Here is a 20,493-nt window from a genome sequence, read left to right as displayed (position 1 = left end):
TTTATCTATTAACTGTACTTAGCCGCTATTCATCTCTTAATGCTTTCACCGGATTACTGCTTGCAGCTCTAATTGCTTGGCTGCTGACAGTAATGAGAGCGATCAGTATGGCGGAGGCTCCAGCTAAACTAAATGTCCACCACTGTATTTCAATGCGATAGGAGAAATCCTGAAGCCATTTATTCATAGCCCACCACGCAATAGGAGATGCAATTAAAATGGCAATGACGACAAGTTTGACAAAATCTCTAGATAACATTGCTGTAATTCCTGAGACGGATGCACCAAGTACTTTGCGTATACCAATTTCTTTTGTTTTCAACTCGGCCATATACGATGCAAGTCCAAATAGGCCTAAACAGGAAATGGATATGGCTAATAGCGAAAAGATAAATGCTAACTTAGCCGTCTGTTGTTGATCGCCGAATTTTGAAGCGAACTGTTGATCAACGAATTTGTATTCAAAAGGATAAGCTGGATTGAATTTCTTAAGCGTCTTTTCAATTTGATTCAACTGATGGCTAAACGATGATGTAACATTGACCCGAATAACCATGTTGAATAGCCAATTTTTGTTCGCAGATATTAACAATGGAGAGACGGGATTATAGGGAGATCCGCTAATGTGATCATTGATAACACCAACAATCGTATATGTCTTATCGCCCCATTTTAAGTAATTGCCAACCGGATTTTTGAGATTCATTTCTCTAATGGCAGCTTCATTGAGCAATATTGACGAGCTATCAGCTAGCATTCTACTATAATCGATATCTCGGCCTGCTATAAGTTTTAATCCAAGCGTCTTCACAAAATCACTTTCTGTTTTTCCAAGATTGAAGACGATTTTATTGCCTTGTTCAGGAGTAGCACCCTCCCATAGAAAACCTCCGCTCGTATTCGATGCATTTTGTGTGATAGACCAACCGGTGCGTGTCACCGACTGCGCTATGTTGGCGCTGATCAGCTCCGATTTAATTGCTTCGTAATTTTTTTCCATATTACCTTCCATTGGTATTTCGATCAGCTGTGAACTGTTGTAACCGATATCACGTTGCGCAGCATAATTGATTTGCTGTCGTACAATCATAGTCGCTATAATCAGTATGATCGCAATACCAAATTGGAAAATGACCAGTAGTTCTCTAAAATTCAACACAAACTTTTTGGAGTGGCTTATCGGTTTCAGTGTTTTAACGGGCTTAAATGCAGATAGGACAAAGGCAGGGTATAATCCGGCCAATGTGCCTGTAAAAAATGTGAATCCGGCTAACGATATCCAGATGATTGGATCTGTTAAGGAAAATGATAAAGGCCTGTCTAATATTTTATTAAATAAGGGCAATATACCGATGGCCAGACCAATAGCGATTAGTCCAGAAATAAGTGCTAATAAGACCGATTCAGTAAGGAATTGGGCAATCAGGTTGAAACGTTGGGCGCCCACCACTTTGCGAACCGCAACCTCTTTTGCTCTTTTCTGACTTCTTGCCGTACTGAGATTGATAAAATTGATGCAGGCGATCAGCAAAATTAGTAGGCCAATACCACCAATCAGTTTGACTTGGTCTATCTTTCCCCCCACAGGTATTCCCTGTTCGAATTTGGAGTAAAGATGCATTTTTGACAAAGGATATAGGAAAAGCGATCCTTTTGAGATATTGTTCGTTTTTTTTGTGATAAAACCGATCAGTTTTTCATTGAAAGCTTCTATATCAACACCCTTTTTCAGCTGCACAAAGGTGTAAAATGAATTGGAAGTCCAATTCGGAGAGTAATTCTCCGGTTGAGCCAAGGGGATTAAATAGGTAAAATCAAAATTTGTATTGCTCGGCAAATCCGCGATTACAGCAGTTACTTTATAAGGCTCTTTATCGTCGAGCATAACTATTTTATCCAAGGGGTCGACATCGCCAAAGATATTTCTTGCCAGGCTCTCCGTGAGAACAATACTATTATTGTCTCCTAACGCATTGTTGTTATTTCCCCTAAGGATTTTGAAATCAAACATTTGTATAAAGGCGGGGTCAACTTCGTTTCCTTTAGATTTTATTTTTTTCTCATCGAAAGACAATAATCTATTGGAGCTCCAATAAATTCGTGCGGCGTGTTCTACCTCTGGATATTCAGCTTCCAGTGCTGGTGATGCGAGGCCCGACGTAACTTGTTGAAGTTTAATTTTTCCCTCGTCTTCATATTTGTTCCAAAGTTTATAAAGACTGGTATTATTGCTATAAAAATTGTCAAATTGAAATTGATTTTGTATCCATATTCCGATAATCAATACGGCAGTCATGCCGATGGACAACCCAATGATATTGATTGCGGAATAACCTTTATTCTTCCAAAGGTTACGCCAAGCTATTTTGATATAATTCTTAAGCATTTTTTGTTTCGATTATCGATAAATAGCAAGAGAGAAATTTACAGAGTCTCTCGGGTGTTATCTATCGGATGTATTAGTTAATTAGTCACGTTAATAATTACTCGTCTCTTAAGCTATCAACTGGGTTCAGAATCGCAGCTTTTACAGTTTGAAAACTGATGGTTATAAATGATACAAACAATGCGCTGATTCCAGCCAATATAAATACCCACCAATCCAACGTAATATGATAGGCAAAATTCTCAATCCAGCGATGCATAGCATACCATCCCAATGGTACACTAACTAGCAGGGCAGAGCAGACTAAAACCATGAAGTCGAGGCTTAATATCTGGACAATTTTGATTGTTGAAGCACCTAATACTTTACGTATTCCTATTTCCTTAAAACGTTGTTGCACGGCGTAGGCCGATAATGCAAATAGTCCCATACAGGCAATAGCAATGGTAATGATGGAAAATAACTGCATTACTCGTGTTGTTTGCTGATCTTTGAGATATAACTTATTATAATCATCATTGAGAAAGTGATACTCAAAACTGTTTTTTGAATCAATATCTTTTATAACAGCTTTTATCTGCGCAAGAGCATCTTTCACCGGCGATGTCGGATTGAGTCGAATAAAAATATTGCCGAAATAATCATATTCTGGAAAGAGTACGATCGGCTTAACCTCACTATGTAGCGAAGCAAAGTTAAAACTTGCGACCACCTGCTTAATCATTCCTTTACGCCCGTTTAGGTTGATTTTCTTTCCAATTGCTTGTTGGGGTGTAAACCCCATAGCGGATGCCGCTAGCGTATTTACAACGAAACCATATTCGGGTGAGACTGTATCCTGTGCACGTAAGATATCCGTATCTGATAGCGGTTCACCGGCTACAGACTGAATGTGAAAAACAGAAACAAAATCTTTTTCAATCGGAATTGCCGTGACATCCATATCAAAATCATTGGGTTGGCCTTCTACTTCACTGACGCTGTAGCCACCTTGGATATTGACAGGATTGTCATACGAAGCGGTAACGCCCTGGACACTATTGAGCTGCATTAACTTTTCTTTTAATAGCTGCCTTTCTTTATTTTGCCATCCTCGGCCATCAATGACCAACATATCAGAGCGATCCAATCCGGTGTTTTTAGACTGGATAAAATCCATCTGCCGAACGGCGAATAAGGTGCAGATAATAAAAAATATAGAGATACTGAATTGAAAAGTAACGAGTACTCTGCTCAGAGATATACCATTTTGTTTTTCAGTCAATTTTCGTTTAAAAATCGAAATAGGTTTTGAGCTTGCTATGGAATAGGCTGGCCAGCCGCCCGAAAGCAGAGTTATTAACACTATAAATGCAGCCAAAACTGCATAAAAGCGGGGATCGGCCCATATCGTCAATTTTATCTCAGCGCCCATAAACGAACTAAATACCGGTAATAAGAGTACCGTTGTCAGAAGACTAAAGCCAACAGCTAGAAAGACCATGATACTACATTCAAAGAAGAATTGAAAGAATATCGTTTTCTTTGCAGCACCTAGTACTTTCTTGACACCGATTTCCTTTTTACGTTCAAGCGCATGTGCTAATACCAAATTTGTAAAATTGATACAGGTTAAAATAATAAGCGCAGCACCTAATGCCATTAAAATATAGATATAAGTAATGTTTCCTGTACCTGCCGCTTTGGAGTGGAGATGGATATCGGTCAGCTTTTCCAGGATAAATCGAAATTGATAGCCTTGTTTTGTCGCTTCGGCGAATTTTGATTTAGTCATTTGATCCAATTTCTGTTGGATCAAGCCGAACTGATCTTTATTTTTTAAGAGCGCTATGGTTACATCATTTGCAGAGGACCATGCTATTTCTTTGTAGCGTTCTAATCCCTTATTGGAAAGGAGTGCGGAGAAGTTCAGCTGTGTATTCGTGGGCAAGTCTGCGATAATGCCTGTGATTTTCCAGTTGACTTTGTCAATGGATAGTGTCTGACCGATGGCCGACTGCTTGGGAAAATATTTCTCTGCGAGTTTTTTTGTCAAGACAATCTGATTTGGTTCTGCCAGGGCTGATTGTGAATCACCTTCGAGAAAAGTATAACCTAAAGTTTTAAAAACATTCTGGTCAGCATACAGCAGGCCTTTTTCAGTTATTAGTGCTTCTTTGGATTCTATTTTGCCGCCTTTGGAATAGCTGTAGAATCTGGTTGCTTGTTCTACATCCGGAAATTCAGCCTGCAATGTAGGCGCTAAGCCTGTTGGTGTTACGGCAGAGTTTACTTCTTCGGTGCTATTGGGTGATTTATAGATGAGGCTAATATAAGCTAGGCGGTCAGCGTGGGGAAAGAAACGTTCATAGCTCGATTCATGGTATATATATGCCGCCAATAATAGAAAACATGTTATTCCTATACTAAGTCCAAACATATTTAGAAGAGAAAATCCTTTGTTTTTTCTAATATTTCGCGAAGCGATTTTAAAATAATTCTTTACCATGGTTATGCGTATTTAGACTGTTAATTAGGCTATATTCTTGTCACATAGTTCGCTTTAGTAGAAGACTGTGTTATTCGACAAATAGCAAAGTCAGTTAATTCAATTCGTCTGCCATAAATATAATGTATTGATTTTTAGGTTTTTGATGTGTTTTTGTGGTGGTTTTAAATGTTCGGAAACGGACAGTACAGTGTCCGTCCCCGAACAAATTAATATTATTCGCTTCTTAGGGTTTTTACGGGATTTGCTAAAGTAGCTTTAATCGCTTGGTAACTAACGGTTAATAGGGTAATGACTAGTGCGGTTAAGCCTGTGATAGCAAACACCGTCCATGTAATTGATATGCGGTAGACATAGTCTTCGAGCCATGATTCCATGAGCAGATAGGCTAAAGGGGCTGCGAGTAAAAAGCCAATGCCTGTGAGCCAAATGTATTCGGTGGAAAGTAGTCGCCACAAGCCAAGTTCTGATGCGCCCAATACTTTACGAATGCCAATTTCTTTTTCGCGTTGCTCCGTAAGAAAGGACACTAAGGCGTATAGACCGAGACAGGAAATGAGTATGGCCAGTCCTGTAAATAAACTTGTTAAGCTCTTGATCATTTCCATTTGTTGAAACTGCTTGGCATATTCCTGATCCGTAAAGGTATAATCAAAAATCAAATCAGGATCTATACGATTGAAGCTTTCCGCAATAGCTTTTAAGTCCTGCTTACCATCTTGACCTTCGTTCAATTGAAGCGTGATCTTGTTCTTTGGTAAAAATTTGAGGAAATAAGCTGTCGGCGTAATCGATTTAAAAGGGGATTCGGAAAGTGTATTCTTGATAATACCCACAATATGATAATCAATACCGGCACGTGAAAGCTGTTTACTGTTAAGGTCTGTCACGCCCATAAATTGAGCAGCGGCCTCATTCAAAATAACAGCGGTTGAATCTGTTTTAAAATCTTTTGAAAAATTACGGCCCTGTATAAAATCCCATTGTACAGTCTTCGCAAAATTGTCATCAACGGTAAAGATACCCATAATAGCACCATCTTTGCTGTCATTTCCCTGCCAATTAAATCCACCTCCGGTCAACGAAAGACGGTTGACAAAGCTGGAGGAAAGTGCCGCATCCTGAATTAATCGCTGCTCGATCAGTTCTTTCCGGAGCACGTTAAAGTTTTTAATGATTGTAGGACTAGAGGAAGTAATATTCACCAAATTGGAACTTTTATATCCCATAGGACGATCCTTTGTGTAACGCAGTTGCTGAATCACCAGATAAGTGGATATCATCAGGAAAATAGAAATCGCAAATTGCACGATGACCATTGCCTTTCTACTTCTTGATCCGCCTTTTCGGCTGTTGATTTTACCCTTAAGAGCAAGAATAGGATTAAATGCCGATAAAAATAGCGCAGGGTAAATACCTGCTAAAAGACCTATAACGCCTATTCCTGTTAAGGAGTAGCCATAGAATCGAACATCCGTAAAAGGTATATGTAAGTTCGTATGAGTGATTGTATTGACCCAAGGCAACAGTACTGTAGCCAATAGAACGGCGATCAAAAAAGCACAGGCTACCGCGAGGATGGATTCCACAAGAAAGCCAGCGATAAGCTGCCGTCGATTGACGCCAACAGATTTTAAAACGCCGATTTCTTTTCCTCTTTTTAGACTTCTTGCAGTACTTAAATTTATAAAGTTTATACTGGCCAGCAACATAATGAATATACTGATCCACCCAAACATCCATACATATTGAATTTGTCCACCTACGTTCTTTCCATTTTTGAATGAATCGTATAAATGCCATTTCGACATCGGATGTAAGAGGATCTCAGGTTTTATATCCGTTAGTTTTTTGTTGATAATATTTGTCAGCTTGTTTTCCAACGCGGGAACAAAGGCAGCATTGTCGATTTTGGCGAAAGTGCTAAAAAAGCAGCTGGACCAGCTGTCTTCTATGCCTTGGTCTTTCGCAAGATAATCGACAAACGGCAATACATAATCTAAGCCATAAAAAGTGTTGTTTTCAGGAATATCTTTATAAACACCTTGAACAGTATACTGTTCTTTGCCATTCAATTGAAGTGTTTTACCGATGATATCTACCTTATCAAACAGTCGTTTTGCTAAAGATTCTGAAATTATGATGGTTGATGGATTGCCCGGTGTGGTACTATTTCCTTTTACAGATTCGAGAGAAAATAATTCGGCAAATTTTCCCATGGCGTAAAACCCCGGAGCATTTAATTTTTTATCACCTACTTTAAGATTATTGCTTTCTAGATTGGTGACCAAAGTGGCATCTGGCATCTCATTTTTAAAATCAGAGACAATCGTTTTGGCCAAAGGAATAGGCGTAGAGCGATCAGTTGATTTTTCATCGTTGAAAGTTCCGGTCATCATGACCTGATAAATATGTTGATAATTGCGGTAATGCTTATCAAAAGAAAATTGTTTCAGCACCCATAACGTACTGATCAGAGCAACAGTAAACCCCAGTGCTAATCCCAAAATATTTATTGTCGTATTTAAGGGACTGCGCTTTAAATTTCTAAGCGCTGTTTTTAGAAATAACTGAATCATTTTATTGCTGTTGTTTGGTATTTAATTATAAGCTACTCGTTATTTATCAACCGCTCTATTCGTCCCTTAAACTATTTATCGGATTTGCTTTTGCTGCAAATATACTTTTGGTTGAAAGTACAAGACTTGCAAAAGCAATTAATCCTACAGCTGATAGCCCAAAAATCCAGGGACTGATTGTCGTTCGGTAGACAAAATCATTAAGCCAATTATGCATAAAATAATAGGCAATTGGAAAAGCTATTATACAGGCTATCGCAACAAGTGATAGCAAATTTCGAAGCAGTAGGAATGTGATCTGAAAAACAGTTGCCCCCAATACTTTACGGATTCCAATTTCCTTTGTGCGTTGATTTGCCGTGAAGATGGCTAGTCCAAATAAACCCATTCCAGCGATGATTACAGAGAGTCCCACTGCCCAGGATAAAAGTTTAGAAAGCTGCTTCTCTTGGGTATAGAAATTTTGGATTACCTCGTCCACAAATCGTAGATCCAATTCATCATCAGCGAAGACCGATTTATAACTGGACGTTATTTTATCGATAGCATTTTTCCAATTTTCAGGATGCGATTGATCCAATGCAATATGGAGTACATAACCATCTTTGCTACCCGTATAAACAACGGGTTTAACTCCTTGTCGCGCTGAAGCAAGGTCAAAATCTTCCATTACCCCCACAATGATGCTATTTCCATTTTCGAAGGTTTTACCGATGGCATCTTCTGGGTTTTTGATATTTAGCAGTTCAAGACCTTTTCTATTGATCAACATTTCCCTGGTTGAATCCAATAGGCGTATATTTCTTCCTGCTAAAAGCGGAATCTGATAAACATCTAAATAGTTTTCATCACCAGAGCGGCTATCAAAAGTCAAGGATTCCTTGTCGGGCGATTGATCGTAAGCGATTGCAGTAGTCATCCAACCGTTCATTGCAGGAGCGATGTTCCCAAAACTGATTGCTTTGACATCTTTTAACTTCTGGAGCTCATTTTTGAGAATGATGCCTTTAGCGGAATTTTGAAAAGCTCCCGGAATGTAAACATTGACAATGGCGTCTTTCTGGAACCCCATATCTCGATGAGTGGCGTAATTGATTTGGCGAACAACGATAAGTACGCAGATAAGGAACGCTTGGGCCATGACAAACTGAAAGATGGTCAGCGCTTTGCGTATCCATGCACTTCGGGATAAATTGGTGTTTTTCCCAAGCTGATTTTTGAGCGCCAGCACCGGCGCATATCCTGTCAGTACCCAGGCAGGGTAGAATCCCGCAAGTAAAGTGACTAAGATCAATTGCCCGAATAGGAACAAAACAATAACGGCTTTGTCTAAGCGGTCTACGCTCAGGTTTTTCGGAATAAATCCTTCGAAGACATGTAAAAACAAAGGGAGCAACAAAACTGCAAGTAATGTCGCCGATAAGGTTATCAGAAATGTTTCTATTAAGAATTGTTTGATCAATGTAGCTTTAGAACTGCCCAGGGTTTTGCGAATACCCACTTCTTTCGCTCTTTCGATGGATTGCGCGGTGGATAGATTGATAAAATTTACCGCTCCAAGCGCTAAGAGGAATAATGCCAGTAGAATGAGGTTGCGTAGTGCTTCCGGGTGGGTCGCATCATAATTAAATCGCGTATCAAAATGTACATCTGCCAAGGTTTGCAATTCCAGCTTATCGCGGATCTTTTCTCCTTCTTTGTATTTATATTTTTTAAGGAGATTAGCAATATTGTGCTCCAGTAGATGCGGATTGCTGTGGGCTTTTGTTTTGATAAGTACTTGATGGGAGTCGGAGATGCTATTCCAAGCTTCCCAGTTATACATGTTCTTTAAGTTATTGTCAATAGGGATTGTCGCATCGGCAATGAAGATTTCATAATTGAAGTCCGAATTATGTTGCGGATTTTCAATCACTCCAGCGACCTGAAGCGGTATACTATCCGCGTAGAAGATGGTTTTGCCAATCACATTTGCCGGCGATTCTTTTCCATAAAACTTTTCTGATGTTTTCTGCGTAAGGATGATATTTCCGGATACATTCAAAGCCTTAGGACTGCCAGCCAACCATTTTGAAGGGAATATATCGAAATATTGACTGTTAGTGAATACCATCTTCTGTTCTTTCGGGAAAGTCTGGAATTTGTCCTTAGCCAGCGAAACTTTCAGCTTTTGGATATGGCTATGGTAGATCGGCGCTACCGCTTCTAAGTTTGGGAGTTCTGCTTCCATCGTACGAACCAATGGGACGTAGACACCGGCATTTTTAAATTCCCCATTGTTAACTACGCGATACACTCGTTCTTTACCGGGTACATGTTTATCAAAACTATAGTCGTATTGAATCATGAGGAAAATAACCAACGTAGCCGTAATCCCAATAGCGAGACTAGTAATATTGATGAACGTGATCAACTTATGTTTTTTTAAGAAACGATACGCTGTTTTAAGTGAATTTACAATCATTGTTATTTCGTTTTTTGTTAACACCAATTTGATATTCTAGTGTTGCTATTCGTCCCGCAAACTATTGACAGGATTTAGTAATGCAGCTTTAAAAGTTTGGAATCCAATTGTTATAAATGCGACAATTGTCACTGTCAGGACAGCGACTACGTATGCCCACCACGGCATATCGATGTGATAAACAAAATCATTTAACCAGCTATTTGATAAGTAGTATGCAATTGGTCCTGCAATCAGAAATGCTATACAGATCAATTTGATGTAGTTTGCGGACAGCAAATGAATAATACTACCGACACTTGCACCAAGAACTTTACGTATGCCGATCTCTTTACTTTTTGATTCAGCTGTATAGGCAGCTAGTCCTAGTAAACCCAGGCAGGCAATAAATAGGGTCAAAAATGAAAACAAAGTCATGACATTGGATGAACGAATTTCATTATCATATTGATCTTGTACATGCTGGTCTAAAAAGAAAAAATCAAATGCAGCATCGGGAGCAATAGCTGTGTAGATTTTTTTTATCTCCTCCATATACGACTGAAGATCTGCTGTTTTATAGCGGATCAATAAATTCCGAGGAGATTCAGAAGAAGCATTCATTGTATAGTAGGTATATCCACCGATCTCAGATTTTAGGTTGGCATAATTAAAATCTCGAACAACACCTGATATAATGGAATTAGTCGCACTCATTTCTGTAACGATATGTTTCCCTATTGCTTCTTCGGGTGTTTTATAACCTAAAAACTTCATTACTTTTTCGTTGATCAATACATAACACGTTGAGTCTGTACGCCCGATCACATTTGGTAAATCTGTCCCCGCAAGTAATTTTAGTCCTAAAGTATTGATTGTCTTGCCATAGGTGAAGCAGCTCAGTGTGGGTAAGCCCTGCTTGTCAGTCGTAAATTTATAAGTTGATTTACCACTTTCATTGAATCCAGGTATCGATTGTGCGAAAGTCGTGGCTACCGTATTGGCCAGGTTTTGAACTTGTTGGCCAAGGGTATTTAACTTTTCTTGATTTTTTAAAGAGCGAATTGAAATAGACACAACATTTTCAGGTTGATATCCTAAATCCTTATTGCGGATAAAGCTCATTTGAGTCAGCATAATACTGATACCAATAATCAGTACGATCGAAATAGAAAACTGGCATACAACCAATATTTGTCGGATTAATATTGTTTGCCCCTGTTTATTGTATCCTTTGTTCATTAAAGAGATTGATTTAATGCCTGAAAGGAATAATGCAGGATAGCTACCTGCAACCAACGTAATGACTAGCCATGCTATAGCTAATATTCCTAACATATTCCAATTCAGCAGATGCTGAATAGTCATATCGGTCTTACCGACCAAATTGAACGCAGGAATAAGTATGATGGCAAGGACGAGCCCAATAAGCATAGCGGAAAGACTAATTGTTGCCGTTTCTACAAAAAAACGGATAATGAGCTGCCGACGGGTAGCGCCAAGTACTTTATTGACTCCAACTTGTTTTGCATTTTTCTGTGATTTGGCTGTCGCAAGATTCATATAATTGATGCATGCAATTATAATCACGAGAAGGGCAAGGACTGATAATGTGCTAATGATGGTTATATTTCCAGAACGTGTAGTAACTCCACTTGTAAGATCTGCTGAATAGAGGTGTACTGCTGATAACGGTTGTAGGAAAAATTGTGTATAATATTGGTTGTCTTTTTCGACATACTTGTCTATCAATTTAGTAGCTTCTTGCGCAATAGAGCCTGGATCTGCGCCCTTTTTCAATAGAATATAAGTTTCGTAACTCGCATTGCTCCAGTGTACATTTTGACCCATCCATGAATCCATAATATTCATGACCATATTACAATCTAATGTGCTATTAGCTGGAAGATCTTTGAAGACTCCGGTGACCTGTACGGTATCTTGTTGATTGATACTGATTAATTTGCCAATGGCTTCCTGTTTTCCAAATAGTTTTTCTTTCGACGATTGGGATAGGACGATGCTTTTTTTATTTGAAAAAGCAGTACGCGCATTTCCTTCAATAAATTGAAAATCAAATATCGAGAACAGCGTCGAATCTGCTAAGTACAATTGTTTTTCAGAGAAATTATCATTCCCGGTGCCGATGGAAGCCGTTGCACCATAACCGTCTTTTACCAGACGCACCATATTATCCACCTGGGTAATGTCGGATTTTAAAGTTGGTCCCACCGCATTGGGGAGTGTAAGCATTTTCTCCTCATTATATGCTGCAGATAGCTTCATGTAGACGCGGTAGATATGCTCAGCTTTAGGATACATAGTATCAAAACTTAGTTCCTGTCGGATAAAGGCGAATAACAATAGCGATACACAGATACCTATGGCCAGTCCACTGATATTAAGGATACTGAAAAATCGGTTTGCCCTGATTGTTCGCCAAGCTGTCTTTATATAGTTCTTTATCATGATCGTGTGTGTTTGCAAAGTTGTCTGATGACCTGTTCTAATAAAAGATTGTTCATAGCAGAAGCGTAGTGATTGACTAAAATTGATGCTAGTTATTCATCTCTTAGGCTGTCTACCGGGTTTGCTCTGGCCGCTTTAAGTGTTTGATAGCTTACCGTAAATAAAGCGATCAGAATGGCGGCGAAACCGGCCAAGGCAAACATCCACCATTGTGGTTCAATGTGATAAGCAAAGTTGTCCAGCCATTTTTTCATCGCCATCCAAGATAGGGGAGTGGCAATGAGGAGGGCTACAGCCAATAACTTGATGAAGTCGGAAGAGAGCAGGAGGATTAAATTATAGATGGATGCACCGAGAACTTTCCGTACGCCGATTTCTTTGGTACGCTGTTGGGCTGTATACGTCACAAGTCCCAATAATCCCAAACAGGCAATGAAAAGTGCCAGCCCAGAGAAGGCTGTAAAAAGTCTTCTAAAATTAAAATCCGCTTCATATTGCCGATTGAAGCTATCATCAAGAAAGCTATATAAAAATGGACGGTTTGGTACAAGCTCATTCCACAGTTTGCCGATTCTTGCAATGGTTTCAGGCTGGTTTACATGTTCGATATTCAAGGTTAAATATCGGCTGCCGCTTGGATCAAGGCGCAACGCTAATGGCTCAATCTTACGGTGTAGAGAAAGGTAGTTGAAATCTTTCACCACACCGATAACTGTCCCCTCTCTTCCCCATTGACGAAATTGTTTACCAATAATATCTTGTGGATTGGAGTATCCCCATTGTTTAGCAGCAGATTCATTGATAACAAGTGAATGAGCTGTATCGGCAGGGAAATCTCTGGAATAGGCGCGCCCTGCGGCCATTTGTAAACCGATATTAGGGATAAAGTCGACATCGACTTCATATAAAAAAGGAGCAAATGAAGTCATTGTTCCGTTGGCTGACATGATTTCTGTTCCTGCATTAGGAAAAAATGTTCCCGGTACCGTGCGTGATGCGGTGACAGACAGCACATCTTTATCTTTTGCAAGTGTCGATTTTATCGCTTCCAGGTTATTGTTTACTTTATCATCGAAATTATAATCAATGACAAGTCGTTGATCTTTTTGAAATCCAAGATCGCGGTGCTGCAATTGATCTAATTGAGAAAAGACGACGACTGTACCTGCAATGAGCGCAATAGAAAGGCAAAATTGGAAAACAACTAATACGCGTCGTAATAATGTACCCCCTTTGCCGTTGCTATAACTTCCTTTAAGTACTGCAATCGGTTTGAAATTTGCTAGAATCAACGCGGGATAGCTGGCAGCAAGAAGTCCCGTAAAAATGGTAGTGAATAGAAATATTGCCCAGGTCGTCCCATTTTTCAGGGACGAATAATTGAGGTGTTTGCCCGAGAATGCTTCCAAAAAGGGGAGAAAGGCCATAACGAGCAGTATAGCCAAAATACTACTGACAAATACAAGGACCAATGATTCAGACATAAACTGAAAGATCAGATTGCTTTTGCTCGCGCCTATGGTTTTTCGGACGCCGACTTCTTTTGCTCTTTCCATTGACCTTGATGTAGCCAGATTCATAAAGTTCACACAGGCGATCAATAATATAAATCCGCCAATAATGCTGAATATGTATAAATTCTGATAGCTTCCATTGGGACCGGGCTGACGATCCGCAGACGAGTGCATGTAAGCCTGCAGAAGTGGCTCAATATGGAAATCGTATTTTGCGTTGCGGTTTTCGTTTGCAGGGAGATGCCGCTTGAGAAACTCCGGTATTTTTTGGTTGAACTTTACAGGGTCAAAGTCTTTTGAAGCGAGAAAGTACGTGTAGAAGTCCACATAATCCCAGCCTTCTTTGTTAAATACGTCTGGCCGAGCTTTTCGGAAGGTACTCATCGAGAGCAGTGCATCGAACGTAAAGTGCGAGTTGGGAGGTACATCGGCCATTACTGCTGTTACCGTGTATAGACCTGCGTCAGCACGGCCCGCGGCTAAACCTCCCTCAAGCGTCTTGCCAATGGGATTTTGATCGCCGAAATATTTTTTGGCTGTACTCTCTGTTAATACAACAGAATAGGCATTATTTAAGGCTGACTGAGGGTCGCCGGCCAAAACCTTCCAACTGAAGACATCAAAAGCAGTTGAATCCATGAAAAATACATTTTCCTCTTGGAATCTTTTATCGCCTTTTTTGAGTAGGATAGAGGTTTGCCCTGAAAATTGAACGACCTTCTCTATCTCAGGGAAATCAGCCCTGATGGCATCACCGACGGGTGCATTGCCCCAGATCTGATGCTGCTCGGTGCTGCTTACACCCTTATAGTCATGGACGATGCGGTAAATTCGATCTTTATTCACATGGTATTTGTCATAAGACAATTCATTTTGTACATAAATCGCTATTAATAGGCAGCAGGCTAATCCTATTGCTAATCCAATTATGTTTATGGTCGAATATCCTTTATTTTTAGAGATATTGCGCCAGGCTATTTTTATATAGTTTTTGATCATAGCTCAATTTCTTAAATTGCAGTGTGTTTGACAATCAATTAGTTTCTTATATTCCAGCTTTTACTCATCTCTTAAACTATCGACCGGATTAGATAAAGCTGCCCGGACAGCTTGGTAGCTAACGGTAATAATGGCGATCATCAAGGCCAAGATACCACCGAAGACAAATGTTTGCACCTCTAGATCCGTTTTGTAGGCAAAATTGCTTAACCATTGTTTCATCAGGTAAACTGCAATAGGGCAGGCAATCAGAATAGAAATCGAGACGAGCAACACAAAATTTTTCCCCAATAGCCGGACGACACCAAAGGTGCTAGCGCCAAGAACTTTACGAATACCGATTTCCTTTACACTCATTTGCGCTTCGTGAGTTGCCAATGCAAACAGCCCTAACGCAGATATAAAAATGGCGATGCCCGCGAAAATATTGAACAACAAACCTGTACGCTGCTCGGATTTATATAGATTGTCAAATTGCTGATCAATAAAGGTATAGTTAAAAGGAGCATCTGATGGATATCGGTTATAGATCTTTTCTAAAGCTTTAATGGCCTCAGACGCTTTTTTCGTACTTGTTTTAACATAAAGCGTGCCCGATCCCCAGCGCGTCCAGAAGACCATTGGACCTATTTTATCTTTGATGGATTTGAAGTGGAAGTCTTTCACAACACCAATAATTTGTCCAGGGAAATCGTGGAAACTCATAGTGGATCCCACGTAAGGCGGTTTTAATCCCATTTGTTTCGCCAAGGTCTCGTTGATGATATAGCCGGAGGAATCAACTGGCATGCCGCTAAAGTTCTTTCCTTCGAGGAATTGTATGTTCATCAAAGGAATAAAATCCTCGTCAATTTTGGCTTGAGCAACAATTAATTTGTTGTCTTTGGACTTACCTGGCCAATCTATATCGCTTGTAGCATTTCCAAAATCGGTCATGTTGTATAAACTTGATAGGGAAACCCCTTGTATCGCTTCATTGCTTTTTAGTTCAGCACGTATCGCGTCCATATGTTTGTAAGCCTCCTCAGGAAGACCAAGTGTTAGTACATGATCTCTGTCATAACCGAGGTTGATCTTCTGGATAAAAGCCAATTGATTTCGGATCACCAAAGTACATACAATAAGGGTCACGGAGAGCGTAAACTGGAAAACCACCAATATTTTACGCATGGTATTTGAGGAAACACCTTTTACTGATTTTCCTTTTAACGACTGAATGGGATTGAATGACGAAAGCTGTACCGCAGGATATATACTGGACAGTCCCAATGTGCCTATAATTGCTGCCCCAATATATAGCCATATCGTCGTGTTATGGAAAGATAGACTGATTGATTTTTGTGCGATCTGATTATATCCGGTATGAAGGATCACTATAAGGATGAAAGCGATCAATAGTGAACAAAGAAATACAACAATAGTTTCGGTGATAAATTGTAGGAATAAATGGAAACGGTTGGCGCCGATTATCTTGCGGATACCAACATCTTTTGCCCGGTCCAATGCCCTTGCAGTACTTAGATTGACATAATTTACCGCACCGATCATTAGGAGCAGTATCGCAATGATCCCAAAAATCTGAACCATGCGAAGTGTTGATTTATTTCCGTTAGGAGCGATCAAATGCATGGTTTTAAGTGGGTCTAAAACAAATATAGTCGAGTTTTCACCGTTGCGGGCTTTGGTGTAAGTGTCTGTAACTGATTTTCCGATAAGTGCTACAGAAGCATGAGGTTTGACTTTAATATACGTTGAAAAACTATAGTTACCCATATCTTCATCGATTGTTTTCCATTGACCGTTACCGCCCCAGTTTGTAAAACGCTGTGCATGATACCCCAGTGGAATAACGACATCAAATTGCATCGAGGAGTTTTGTGGAATATCGTTTAGGATACCGGCTACAGTGAAGAGATCTTTTTGGTAACGGAAAGTTTTTCCAATGACTTTTTGCGTACTAAAGAGTTTTTCGGCTGTCGATGGGGTTATTAGCGCCTGTTTATAATTTTCCTGAAAACCTGAGAGGGAGCCCTCTCGTAATGGAAAATGAAACATCTTGAAAAAATTACCATCTACATAATAGATGTTGATATCAGTTACCGGACGTTTTAGTTTGTCATTGACCAATGTGGTATTGTAATCCTGTGAAACACGCGTTGCGTAATCTACCTCTGGTACGTTTTGTGCATAGTTTGCTATAGGCCCCGGAGATGTCCCCCATATCGAACCATTGTGCTCGGGATCCAAATGAGAATTGACTTTGTAAATCTGTTCAAAATCTGGATGGAATTTATCAAAGCTCTTTTCATCCTGTACCCAAAAGATAATTAATATAGCGGCCGTAAGACTGACTGATAGACCTAGAATATTAATAGCGGTATAGAATTTCCTTTTCTTTAATTCTCTAATTGCGGTTATTAAATAATTCTTTATCATAAGGACGGGTATTAGTTGTATTGATTCTTATTGATCTTCTTTATCTTCTTACTCATCTCTTAAACTATCGACCGGGTTTGCACGTGCTGCTTTTATGGATTGGTAGCTCATTGTAAAAAATGCAATAAGTAGGGTTGCAGCAGCCGGAATAATAAACATCCACCAGGATAGGTCTATCCTATACGCAAAATCATCCAACCATTTGTGCATCGCCCACCAAGCAATTGGGGTAGCAATCAAAATAGAAATGAGTATAAGTTTGACGTAATCTTTTGATAATAATCCAATAATTCCCAGTACTGTACTTCCCAACACTTTTCGAATACCAATTTCTTTTGTACGTTGTACCGTGGTGATCGTAACCAAACCGATCAATCCCAGGCAGCTGATGAGAATTGTAGTCGACGTAAATAGATTGATGATCTTCGAGAATTTTAGATCACTGCTATAAAGTTCTTTGATTTGCTGATCATAGAAATCATATTTAAATGGGGCTTTTGGATAGTATTTTTTCCATTCTTTCTCAATCTGTTTTAAAGTTTCCGGCCAGGTAGTTGAGTTAGTGTTGAGTTTGATACTTATTCTGCTTAATTCCCATTTTTTAATGGAACTCAGCATGACGACAGGTTGAATGGCTGCATGGAGATTTTTTGTATGAAAATTGTCCGTCACCCCCACAATCTGACGCTGTTTATCTGTATACGTAACAAAGCTCCCTACAGCATGTTCAGCAGATTTAAAACCTAATTTTTGAACGCTGGCTAAGTTTAACACGATGCCTGTGCTCGTATCGGCCAATTGCAGCGGGCGGCCAGCAAGCATTTTAAAATTATAGAGCTTAAAGTTATCTTGGTCGACAAACTTCATTTGTACATCGGCTTGTACCTGTCCCGTATCGCTTTTTGCAAACAAGGCATTTCCCCAATGTTCGCTACTCATGGGCAGATGCCCCAAGGAAGCCTGCTCTACGCCTGCGATCTGCTTGATCGCTTGTTTGAAAACAAAAGGATCAACATTACTGTCCTGATAGCTTTTACTCGGGAAACGTAGGGTAATGATCGCATCCTTATCGAAGCCGTAGTTACTCTGTAGGGCATGCTTCAACTGTAGACCAATGATGCAAGTTGAAATAACGAATAGCTGGGCAATCAAAAATTGAAAAACAATGAGCATTTTTCGAAAAGAAAGATTGCCAAATTTGAGCGTTTGCGCATTCGAGATTTTAATGACTTCAACAATCTTGACTTTATTTGTCAGTAAAATTGGGTAACCTGAGGAAATTAAGGTAATCGTGATGGTAAGTGTTGCTAAAAATAGCGATACGCCAAAGGGGTCTGGATATAGCTTGAGCTGATCGGGAATATAGGATGCTAAAACTGTTTGAATGAGAATAAGTAAAGGCCATGATAAAAGTACCGAAAAAGCCGTAATGCAAAAGGTTTCCAATAAAAAGGATTTGCTGATCCTCTGTTGGCTTTCACCCAATGTTTTACGAATACCAATCTCCTTCGCCCGCTGAGGAATTTGTGCAGTAGCCAGGTTGATATAATTGACACAGGCCAATAGGAGGAGGAATATACCAATGCCAATAAGTCCAAATATGATTTTCTTATCCACACTATTCTGGGCGAAAGAAGTAAAATGTAAGTCTTTTAAGGGTACTGTATTTACATGCATTTTAAATCCGAATTTGTCAAATTCGGCATGCGTCATCTCATACGCCTTTTTATCGGCTGTCTTTATGAGGTTAGGAAGAGAAGCCGATGATTTTACCTTAATAAAGAGCTGCCAATTTGAATTTGAATTACTCCAGTTTGTACTGTTCCATTCCTTTTCTGGAATCCGGATAAATTCTTTGCCCAAAAAGCTGCTTGGACGCGCTAAATCTTTTACAATACCGGTGACATTATATAATGTACTATCATAGGACAAAGTCTGTCCTATGATTTGGTCCATTGACGTATTTGGGAAGTACAATTTAGCCCGCGATTCTGTCAGGATGACTTCATGGCTATTTTTTAGTATATTCCTTTTGTCGCCAGCTAACCAAACATAAGGTGTCATTTTGAAATAGTCTCCCGTGGTACCGATGATTTCGGGCTGATCTTCAAACTCTATTTTCTGCGCGCCACCATTATTACTGATACGCTCGAAGTATTGTTTAAAGATGGGTACTGTCAGTTCAACATGAACAAAGTTTTCCTTGATATATGCCGGTAATGGTGCAGGAACACCATCGAAATGATCTAATTTATCCTTTTCCTCATAGGAGGTATGGACCTTGTAAATCTGCTCACTTTCTGGATGATGCTGGTCAAAACTAAATTCATAATTGACGATACGGAAAATAAGCCAACAGGCACTTATTCCGATGGCAAGCCCAAATACATTTAAAAATGTGAAAAGACGGTTGCGCCATAGTTGTCTGAAAATTAATTTAATCGTGCTCATCATCTATAGGTTATTAGGATTAATATTTTGGTTATGTATGAGTTGTCTTATACCGATGTTGTTTCCATAATCACTTGTCCGTCTAGCATGCGGATTACACGGTCAGAAAATTTTGCATCGTGCTCACTGTGTGTTACCATGACGATGGTTGTGCCGGCCTCGTTTAATTCAGTCAGGAGCTGCATCACTTCATTACCGTTATTGGAATCGAGGTTACCCGTAGGCTCATCGGCAAGGATCAATTTTGGATTATTCACGACAGCGCGAGCAACGGCCACACGTTGTTGCTGACCTCCGGAAAGCTGTTGTGGAAAGTGATTGCGGCGGTGCATGATCTGGACTTTTTCCAAAACTTCTTCTACGCGTTTCTTGCGTTCTGCAGCTGGAACATTGGTATAAACCAGTGGAAGTTCCACGTTTTCAAATACAGTCAGCTCATCAATCAAATTGAAGCTCTGAAATAACAAAACCAATGTTATGTTTGCGAAGATCTGAGCGACCACGTTCTTTGAATTTGGCAACTTCAATCTCGTTGAAAAGATAGCTTCCTTCGTCCAAATCATCCAAGAGGCCAATGATATTGAGTAAAGTCGATTTCCCACAGCCCGAAGGCCCCATTACAGCAACAAACTCGCCCTCTTTGACATGAATATTCAGGTTGTTTAATGCGACGGTTTCAACTTCTTCAGTGCGGTAATACTTTTGAAGGTTGGTAATTTTGATCATAT

Annotated in this window: 8 protein-coding genes and 1 pseudogene; all 9 read right to left on the bottom strand. The window is 39.7% G+C overall.

Annotation, left to right across the window (positions count from 1 at the left end; all coding sequences use genetic code 11):
* Positions 1 to 25: 25 nt before the first annotated feature.
* Positions 26 to 2,386: an ABC transporter permease gene (locus tag QE382_RS20430; protein WP_307187535.1), complete on the bottom strand. Its 2,361-nt coding sequence runs from the start codon at positions 2,384 to 2,386 to the stop codon at positions 26 to 28.
* Positions 2,387 to 2,483: 97 nt separating this feature from the next.
* Positions 2,484 to 4,874 carry an ABC transporter permease gene (locus QE382_RS20425; RefSeq protein WP_307187534.1) on the bottom strand — a complete coding sequence of 797 codons (2,391 nt, stop codon included), beginning with the start codon at positions 4,872 to 4,874 and terminating at the stop codon, positions 2,484 to 2,486.
* Positions 4,875 to 5,089: 215 nt separating this feature from the next.
* Positions 5,090 to 7,453: an FtsX-like permease family protein gene (locus QE382_RS20420; RefSeq protein WP_307187533.1), complete on the bottom strand. Its 2,364-nt coding sequence runs from the start codon at positions 7,451 to 7,453 to the stop codon at positions 5,090 to 5,092.
* 55 nt (positions 7,454 to 7,508) lie between these two features.
* Complete coding sequence (locus QE382_RS20415) at positions 7,509 to 9,917, bottom strand: ABC transporter permease (protein WP_307187532.1); 2,409 nt, start codon at positions 9,915 to 9,917, stop codon at positions 7,509 to 7,511.
* Positions 9,918 to 9,962: 45 nt separating this feature from the next.
* A complete protein-coding gene (locus QE382_RS20410; protein ID WP_307187531.1) occupies positions 9,963 to 12,365 on the bottom strand; it encodes an ABC transporter permease in 2,403 nt (800 codons plus the stop codon).
* Positions 12,366 to 12,457: 92 nt separating this feature from the next.
* Complete coding sequence (locus QE382_RS20405) at positions 12,458 to 14,878, bottom strand: ABC transporter permease (protein WP_307187530.1); 2,421 nt, start codon at positions 14,876 to 14,878, stop codon at positions 12,458 to 12,460.
* A gap of 60 nt (positions 14,879 to 14,938) precedes the next feature.
* Positions 14,939 to 17,314 carry an ABC transporter permease gene (locus QE382_RS20400; protein ID WP_307187529.1) on the bottom strand — a complete coding sequence of 792 codons (2,376 nt, stop codon included), beginning with the start codon at positions 17,312 to 17,314 and terminating at the stop codon, positions 14,939 to 14,941.
* A 48-nt stretch (positions 17,315 to 17,362) separates the two neighbouring features.
* Positions 17,363 to 19,768, bottom strand: a complete 2,406-nt coding sequence (locus QE382_RS20395) for an ABC transporter permease (RefSeq protein ID WP_307187528.1) — start codon at positions 19,766 to 19,768, stop codon at positions 17,363 to 17,365.
* Positions 19,769 to 19,812: 44 nt separating this feature from the next.
* A pseudogene (locus tag QE382_RS20390) lies at positions 19,813 to 20,491 on the bottom strand (ABC transporter ATP-binding protein).
* Between the last annotated feature and the right edge of the window lie 2 nt (positions 20,492 to 20,493).

This window comes from Sphingobacterium zeae, from assembly GCF_030818895.1.
GTDB lineage: Bacteria > Bacteroidota > Bacteroidia > Sphingobacteriales > Sphingobacteriaceae > Sphingobacterium > Sphingobacterium zeae.
Note: the sequence above shows the minus strand (reverse complement) of the source record. Positions and strands in the feature narration are given on the sequence as shown.